Raw genomic sequence first — 555 nt, 5'->3', positions numbered from 1 at the left:
CTGCTGGCCTGCCGATGAGCAACCACGGCGAGTTGACCTTCAAGCTCACCGACGGCACCGAGATCAAGATCCCGGCCAATGGCACCACCGGCACTGCCGTGGTCACCGCCAAGGACGACATCTTCACTGGCGGTCAGGACGCCATCGTCAACAAACTCGAGTCGGTCTCGGCTAACAACTTCGAGAAGCTGACCCTGGGCGATACCACGCTGACCACCAGCGTGACTGACGAGCCAGGTTCGGGTGATCCGAAAGATCCGGCTAACGAAGGCGACAAAATCACCGTCACCATCGAAAGCAACGGCGACGTACTGGAAAACGCCGCACCGAAGTTCACCGTCAAGGTCGACCAGGTCCTCAAACAAGACCTGACCGTGACCCTGAGCAATGGCGATACCGTCGTCATCAAGGCCGGCACCACCAGCGTGCCGTACGAGCTGGCTGCGCAAGGTGATGACGTCTACAAAGACGGTCAAGTTGTGGAAGTCGGCATCGACAACGCCACCGTTGACGGCAAGTCCTTCGAGAACCTGGTACTGGGCGACAAAGCTCAGG

The 555-nt window shown here is 59.3% G+C and carries 1 protein-coding gene; it reads left to right on the top strand.

Going from position 1 to position 555, the window contains the following annotated elements; all coding sequences use genetic code 11:
* Positions 1-14 precede the first annotated feature (14 nt).
* A partial coding sequence (locus AACY45_RS27655) for an immunoglobulin-like domain-containing protein (RefSeq protein WP_339548647.1) occupies positions 15-555 on the top strand: 541 nt, incomplete at its 3' end.

Origin of the sequence: Pseudomonas sp. RA_35y_Pfl2_P32, assembly GCF_963970735.1 — a bacterium.
Lineage (GTDB): Bacteria > Pseudomonadota > Gammaproteobacteria > Pseudomonadales > Pseudomonadaceae > Aquipseudomonas.
The sequence above is the reverse complement of the archived record's forward strand: the minus strand, read 5'-3'. Positions and strand labels throughout refer to the sequence as shown.